The organism is Pseudomonas sp. FBF18 (genome assembly GCF_024261405.1).
Classification (GTDB): Bacteria; Pseudomonadota; Gammaproteobacteria; order Pseudomonadales; family Pseudomonadaceae; genus Aquipseudomonas; species Aquipseudomonas palmensis.
In genome coordinates this window covers 82,827-90,004 of sequence record NZ_QKRS01000022.1, presented here as the reverse complement: position 1 = coordinate 90,004, position 7,178 = coordinate 82,827, and the positions used below count along the sequence as shown (strand labels likewise).

Here is a 7,178-nt window from a genome sequence, read left to right as displayed (position 1 = left end):
CACACTGGCCAAAAAAAAGCCGACCTCAGGGTCGGCTTTTTCATTGGTTGCCTGTGCCGGCGAACGGGGCGCTGCGGTTCTACTTCTTGCGCTTGGGAATCCGCACCAGCTGGGTTTCCGAGTACATGTCATGCCAGGCGCGTTTTTTCTTGTCCACCAGCGACCACAGAAACCCCAGGCCCAGGCACAGCCACGACGCAATCGACACCACAAAGCGCAGCAGTGCCTGCCACAGGCTGATGGCACTGCCGTCGGCATTCTGCACGCGGATGCCCCATACCTGCATGCCAAGGGTCTGGCCGCTGTGGGTCCAGAACTTGGCGAAGAAGCCGAACAGCATGAACAGCAGAACGGTCGACAGCAATGGATCGCCATCCAGCGCCCCCGCCTCGGTCAGGGCGCGCATGCGCGTCTCGCCGATGATCGCCATCTGCACCATCTTGTACACCAGCGTGGTCACCATCAGCAGGGCGGTGCACAACAGGAAGTCATAGAACATCGCGGCCAGGCGACGGCCCAGGCCGACCACGGGGAACTCGCCCTGTGGTTGAAGAAGTTGCTTGGGCATGCGCTCAGGCTCCGGGTGACAAAGCGCCCATTCTACGGAATTGCGCGCACAAAAAAGCCCCTGCTGTTGCCAGCAGGGGCTCTTTCGTTGATGAAGATCAGGCTTCGGCTTGAACTTCGTCGGCTTGCATGCCTTTTTGGCCCTGCACAGCAACGAAGGTCACTTTCTGGCCTTCTTTCAGGCTCTTGAAGCCGTTGCCCTGAATAGCGCGGAAGTGTACGAACAGATCCGGACCGCTTTCTGGAGTGATGAAACCAAAACCTTTCTCGTCGTTAAACCACTTGACGGTACCGCTCTGACGTTGGGACATTGTCTTATTTCCTTTGAAACTTAGAATTAGTAACAGTTTCTTTCATTGAAAGAGTACTGGGCTGGGTTGCAGGAAAGTAAGAGACGTCGAACGGGTTGTAGCAAAACTCGGCGCTACTGCCCAGGTCACGAACCATAGCGACCCATGCAAACACAGTGCAGTGAATCTACACTCATTTCGATTGCAAAAACAAGTCCCGCAGAGCGCCGCACCACGGGGCCTGGCGGGAAATTTCCGGGGCTGTTTGCGGGCCGCTGTCGGGCGTGTTCGAAAGTTGTAAAACGCGTTCGAAAACGAATATCCCGAACGCGCCATGACACCTTGTTTCAATTGCGCTGTATCAGCCGCGATAGTAGCGCTGGGCAACGAACGGCATCTTGCTGACTTTCATCGCCACCCGTTTGCCGCGCACGATGGCCCACAGCGGTGTATCGAGCGCTGCATGGGCCTGGTCCACATATCCCATCGCCACTGGCGCGCCCAGCGTGGGCCCGAAGCCTCCGCTGCAGATGCTGCCGACCACCGTGCCGGCCTCATCCACGATCTCGGCCCCTTCGCGCACCGGGGTACGCTCCTGCGGCAGCAGGCCGACGCGCTTGCGCGCCACGCCGCTGTGCTGCTGGGCGAAGATCGCAGCAGCGCCGGGGAAGCCTCCCGCCCGCGAGCCATCGGCGCGGCGTACCTTGGAGATGGCCCACAGCAGGCTTGCCTCGATCGGCGTGGTGTCGGCATTCATGTCATGCCCGTACAGGCACAGGCCGGCTTCCAGGCGCAGCGAGTCGCGCGCGCCCAGGCCGATGGCGGCCACTTCCGGCTCGGCCAGCAGGTGACGGGCCAGGGCCTCGGCGCTGGCGTTGGGCACACTGATCTCGAAGCCGTCTTCGCCGGTGTAGCCCGAACGGCTCACGTAGCAGTCCACGCCCAGCAACACCACGGGCTTGAACTGCATGAAGGTCATGTCCGCCACCTCGGGGGCCAGGCGCTGCAGTACCTTGACTGCCGCCGGGCCCTGCAGGGCCAGCAGGGCACGCTCTTCGAACAGCGGCTGCACCTGGCACATCGTGCCGATGTGCTGGCGCAGGTGGGCCAGGTCCTGGTCCTTGCAGGCGGCGTTGACCACCAGGAACAGTTCGTCGTTGCCCAGGTTGGCCACCATCAGGTCGTCGAGGATGCCGCCCTGTTCGTTGGTGAACATCGCGTAACGTTGCATGCCCACCGGCAAATCGATGATGTCGACCGGCACCAGGGTTTCCAGGGCCTTGGCGGCATCGGCGCCCACCAGGCGGATCTGGCCCATGTGCGACACGTCGAACAGGCCGGCCTGTTCGCGGGTGTGCAGGTGCTCCTTGAGCACCCCCAGCGGGTACTGCACGGGCATGTCGTAGCCGGCGAACGGCACCATGCGCGCGCCCAGTTCCAGATGCAGGGCATGAAGCGGTGTTTGCAGCAGTGTGTCGGTGGACATTGATGTCTCCTTCTAGAGGCTTGAGGTTGTCAGCACTCGATGATGTTGACGGCCAGACCGCCGCGGGCGGTCTCCTTGTATTTGCTTTTCATGTCGGCGCCGGTCTGGCGCATGGTGCGGATCACCTTGTCGAGCGAGACGAAGTGCTGCCCGTCGCCGCGCAAGGCCATGCGCACCGCGTTGATCGCCTTGACCGAGCCCATGGCATTGCGTTCGATGCAGGGCACCTGGACCAGCCCGCCAATCGGGTCGCAGGTCAGGCCCAGGTTGTGTTCCATGCCGATTTCGGCGGCGTTTTCGACCTGTTGTACGCTGCCGCCCAGCACCTCGCACAGGGCCCCGGCTGCCATCGAACAGGCCACCCCGACCTCGCCTTGGCAGCCCACCTCGGCCCCCGAGATCGAGGCGTTTTCCTTGTACAGGATGCCGATGGCAGCGGCGGTGAGCAGAAAGCGCACCACGCCGTCTTCGCTGGCACCCCCGATGAAGCGCATGTAGTAGTGCAGCACCGCCGGCACGATGCCGGCAGCGCCATTGGTGGGGGCGGTGACCACGCGACCGCCGGAGGCGTTTTCTTCGTTGACCGCCAGGGCATAGAGGTTGACCCAGTCGAGTACCGACAGCGCATCGCGCAGGCTCGCCTCGGGGTTGGCGCACAGCTGGCGGTGCAGGGCCGCAGCGCGGCGCTTGACCTTGAGCCCGCCGGGCAGAATGCCCTCGTTGCGACAGCCTGCAGCCACGCAGCCCTGCATCACTTGCCAGATGTGCAGCAGGCCGCTGCGAGTCTCGGCCTCGGGGCGCCAGGCCGATTCGTTGGCCAGCATCACCTGGCTGATGCTCAGGTGATGCGTGGTGCAGTGGCCAAGCAGTTCCCGGGCCGTCTTGAACGGGTAGGGCAGTGTGGTGCTGTCCTCGACGATACGATCGGCCCCGGCGGCGCCTTCGTCGACCACGAAACCGCCGCCCACCGAGTAGTACTCGCGGCTGCGTACCTGCAGGCCGGCGGCGTCGAAGGCACGAAAGATCATGCCGTTGGGGTGAAAGGCCAGCGGCTTGCGGATCATCGCCAGGTGCTGTTTTTCGTTGAACTCGATGGCGTGCTCGCCCAGCAGGTAGAGCTGCCCGCTGCTGCGGATCGCCTGCAGGCGCGCTGCGATGGTGTCGGTGTCGACGCTGTCGGGGTGTTCGCCCTCAAGCCCCAGCAGCACCGCCTTGTCGCTGCCGTGGCCCTTGCCGGTGGCGCCGAGCGAGCCGTACAGCTCGACCTTGACGCTGGCGGTACTGGCCAGCAGGTCGTCGCGGCGCAGGCCCTCGGCAAAACGCGCGGCTGCGCGCATCGGCCCGACGGTATGGGAGCTGGAGGGGCCGATGCCGATCTTGAACAGGTCGAAGACGCTGAGTGACATGGTCGTACCCTCGTGCAGGTTGAAAAGCTTCGCCGGCAAGGCCGGCCCCTACAGATGCGCGCGGGCTCTGCAGGAGCCGGCCTTGCCGGCGAAGAAGCCCTCAGGCGTCCTGATAGCTTTCGATCGACGGGCAGGCGCAGATCAGGTTGCGGTCGCCGAACACGTTGTCGACACGCCCCACGGGTGGCCAGTACTTGGCCTCCACCAGCGATGGCAGCGGGTACACCGCCTGCTGGCGGCTATAGCCGTGGGGCCATTCGCCGGCCAGTTCGGCCGCGGTGTGCGGGGCGTTCTTCAGCGGGTTGTCGTCCTTGTCCAGGCTGCCGTTCTCCACTGCGCGAATCTCTTCGCGAATACAGATCATGGCGTTGCAGAAGCGGTCCAGTTCCTCCTTGGCCTCGCTCTCGGTCGGCTCGATCATCAACGTGCCGGCCACCGGGAACGACATGGTCGGGGCATGGAAGCCGAAGTCGATCAGGCGCTTGGCCACGTCGTCGACGCTGATGCCGCTGCTGTCCTTGAGCGGGCGCAGGTCCAGGATGCACTCGTGCGCCACCAGGCCATTGCCGCCGGTGTACAACACAGGATAGTGCTCTTCCAGGCGGCGGGCGATGTAGTTGGCATTCAGGATCGCCATCTGCGACGCACGCTTGAGCCCGGCGCCGCCCATCATGCGGATGTACATCCAGGTGATCGGCAGGATGCTGGCACTGCCGAACGGCGCCGCGCATACCGCGCCCTGGGGGTTGTGCAGGTGCGCATGGCCCGGCAGGAACGGCGCCAGGTGCGCCTTGACGCCGATCGGGCCGACGCCCGGGCCGCCACCGCCGTGGGGGATGCAGAAGGTCTTGTGCAGGTTCAGGTGGGACACGTCGCCGCCGAACTTGCCCGGGGCGCACAGGCCGACCATCGCGTTCATGTTGGCGCCGTCGATGTACACCTGGCCGCCGTTGTCGTGGATGATCGCGCAGATCTCGCCGATGGCCTCCTCGAACACACCGTGGGTGGACGGGTAGGTGATCATCAGCGCAGCCAACTGGTCGCGGTGCTCGATGGCCTTGGCGCGCAGGTCGTCGATGTCGACGTTGCCACGGGCATCGCACGCAGTGACCACCACGCGCATGCCGGCCATGTGTGCGGTGGCCGGGTTGGTGCCGTGGGCCGACGAGGGAATCAGGCAGATATCGCGGCGGGCATCGCCCCGGCTCTGGTGGTAGGCGCGGATCGCCAGCAGGCCGGCGTACTCGCCCTGCGAACCGGCGTTGGGCTGCAACGACACGGCGTCATAGCCAGTGGCGGCGCACAGCATGGCCTCCAGCTCGTCGGTCAGTTGCTGGTAGCCCTGGCTCTGCTCGGCGGGGGCAAAGGGGTGCAGGTTGCCGAACTCGGCCCAGGTCACCGGGATCATTTCGCTGGCGGCGTTGAGCTTCATGGTGCACGAGCCCAGCGGAATCATGGTGCGGTCCAGCGCCAGGTCCTTGTCGGCCAGCTTGCGCAGGTAGCGCATCAGTTCGGTTTCGCTGTGGTAGCGGTTGAACACCGGGTGTTCGAGGATGGCCGACTGGCGCAGCAGGGCGGCCGGCAGTCGTGCTGGCGTGGCAGCGGCCAGCGCGGCGAAGTTCGGTACGGCCTGGCCATTGGCGAACAGCTGCCACAGGGCCTCGACATCGGCCTGGGTGCTGGTTTCATCCAGCGACAGGCCCAGGTGCTCGGCATCGATCTGGCGCAGGTTGAGCTGGCGGGCGCGCGCCTGTTCATGCAGCGCGGCAGTCGCGCCGCCGGTGGCCAGGGTCAGGGTGTCGAAGAACGCGGCGTTCTGCACGTTCACGCCCAGTGCCTTGAGGCCGCTGGCCAGGATCGCGGTCAGCTGGTGGGTGCGCTGGGCGATCTGCTTGAGGCCCTGCGGGCCGTGGTACACGGCGTACATGCTGGCGATGTTGGCCAGCAGTACCTGGGCGGTGCAGATGTTGCTGGTGGCCTTCTCGCGGCGGATGTGCTGCTCGCGGGTCTGCATGGCCAGGCGCAGGGCGGTCTTGCCGAAGCGGTCGATGGACACGCCGACCAGGCGCCCGGGCATGTCGCGCTTGAACGCATCGCGGGTGGAGAAGTACGCCGCATGCGGGCCGCCGAAGCCCAGCGGCACGCCGAAGCGCTGGGCGCTGCCGATGGCCACGTCGGCGCCGAATTCGCCCGGCGGGGTCAGCAGGGTCAGCGCCAGCAGGTCGGCGGCTACCGCCACCAGCGCGTTGGCGGCGTGCAGGCGCTCCACCAGTTCGCGGTAGTCGAACACCTCGCCGTTGCTGGCCGGGTACTGCAGCAGGGCGCCGAAGAAGGCGCTCACGTCGCCCAGCTCGCGCTCGTCGCCCACCACCACCTCGATGCCCAGCGGCTCGGCACGGGTGCGCAGCACGTCGAGGGTCTGCGGGTGGCAATGCACCGAGGCGAAGAAGGCGTGGCTGCCCTTGTTCTTGCTCAGGCGCTTGCAGAAGGTCATGGCTTCGGCGGCGGCGGTGGCTTCGTCGAGCAGGGAGGCGTTGGCGATCGGCAAGCCGGTGAGGTCGCTGATCAGGGTCTGGAAGTTCAGCAGCGCTTCCAGGCGGCCCTGGGAAATCTCGGGCTGATAGGGGGTATAGGCGGTGTACCAGGCCGGGTTTTCCAGCAGGTTGCGCAGGATCGGTGCCGGGGTGTGGGTGTTGTAGTAGCCCTGGCCGATGAAGCTCTTGAACAGCTGGTTCTTGCCGGCGATGGCCTTGAGCGAAGCCAGGGCATCGGCTTCGCTCTGCCCGTCACCGAGCTCGAGCACGCTGGTGCCCTTGATGCTGTCGGGGATCACGGCGGCGCTCATGGCCTCCAGCGAGTCGAAGCCCAGGGTGGCGAGCATGGCCTGCTCGTCGGTGTCGCGCGGGCCGATATGACGGGCGATGAACTGATTGGCGGTGCCGAGGTTGATGGTCATGGTGATTTCCTCAGGCGTCGGCGTTGGCTTTGATCAGACGGTCGTAGGCGTCCTGGTCGAGCAGTTGCGCGACGGCGCCGGCATCGGCCGGGATGAAGCGGAAGAACCAGCCTTCGCCCAGCGGATCTTCGTTGACCAGCTCGGGGCTGTCCTGCAGCTGTTCGTTGACTGCCACCACTTCACCGGTCAGCGGCATGTACACGCCGCTGGCGGCTTTGACCGATTCGACGGTGGAGGCTTCGGCCCCGGCTTCGTAGGTTTGCAGTTCCGGCAGTTGCACATAGACCACGTCACCCAGTGCGTTCTGGGCAAAGGCGGTGATCCCGACCGTGACGCTGCCGTCGGCTTCGGCGCGCAGCCATTCGTGATCTTCGGTAAAACGCAACTCGCTCATGGGAACTCCTCAGGGGTGCGGTAGGGCTCACCATCAGGCCAGCCCGGAACTGACATCTCCTTAGCAAGTTCGTGGCCAT

At 65.2% G+C, this 7,178-nt stretch carries 6 protein-coding genes; all 6 read right to left on the bottom strand.

The genetic code is table 11. The features are described from left to right. Window positions 1–79 precede the first annotated feature (79 nt). Complete coding sequence (locus DN387_RS24175; protein WP_054915092.1) at window positions 80–568, bottom strand: RDD family protein; 489 nt, start codon at window positions 566–568, stop codon at window positions 80–82. 97 nt (window positions 569–665) lie between these two features. Beyond that, window positions 666–878 (bottom strand): cold-shock protein, encoded by a 213-nt coding sequence (locus DN387_RS24170; RefSeq protein ID WP_003175786.1) that lies wholly within the window; start codon window positions 876–878, stop codon window positions 666–668. Window positions 879–1,218: 340 nt separating this feature from the next. Further along, the gene (gcvT, locus tag DN387_RS24165) at window positions 1,219–2,343 is read right to left on the bottom strand and encodes a glycine cleavage system aminomethyltransferase GcvT (protein ID WP_054915091.1); all 1,125 of its coding nucleotides are present in this window, start codon (window positions 2,341–2,343) and stop codon (window positions 1,219–1,221) included. Window positions 2,344–2,372: 29 nt separating this feature from the next. Next, window positions 2,373–3,749 carry an L-serine ammonia-lyase gene (locus tag DN387_RS24160; RefSeq protein WP_054915096.1) on the bottom strand — a complete coding sequence of 459 codons (1,377 nt, stop codon included), beginning with the start codon at window positions 3,747–3,749 and terminating at the stop codon, window positions 2,373–2,375. Window positions 3,750–3,849: 100 nt separating this feature from the next. Next, complete coding sequence (gcvP, locus tag DN387_RS24155; protein ID WP_054915090.1) at window positions 3,850–6,705, bottom strand: aminomethyl-transferring glycine dehydrogenase; 2,856 nt, start codon at window positions 6,703–6,705, stop codon at window positions 3,850–3,852. A 10-nt stretch (window positions 6,706–6,715) separates the two neighbouring features. After that, window positions 6,716–7,099, bottom strand: a complete 384-nt coding sequence (gcvH, locus tag DN387_RS24150) for a glycine cleavage system protein GcvH (protein ID WP_043862428.1) — start codon at window positions 7,097–7,099, stop codon at window positions 6,716–6,718. Between the last annotated feature and the right edge of the window lie 79 nt (window positions 7,100–7,178).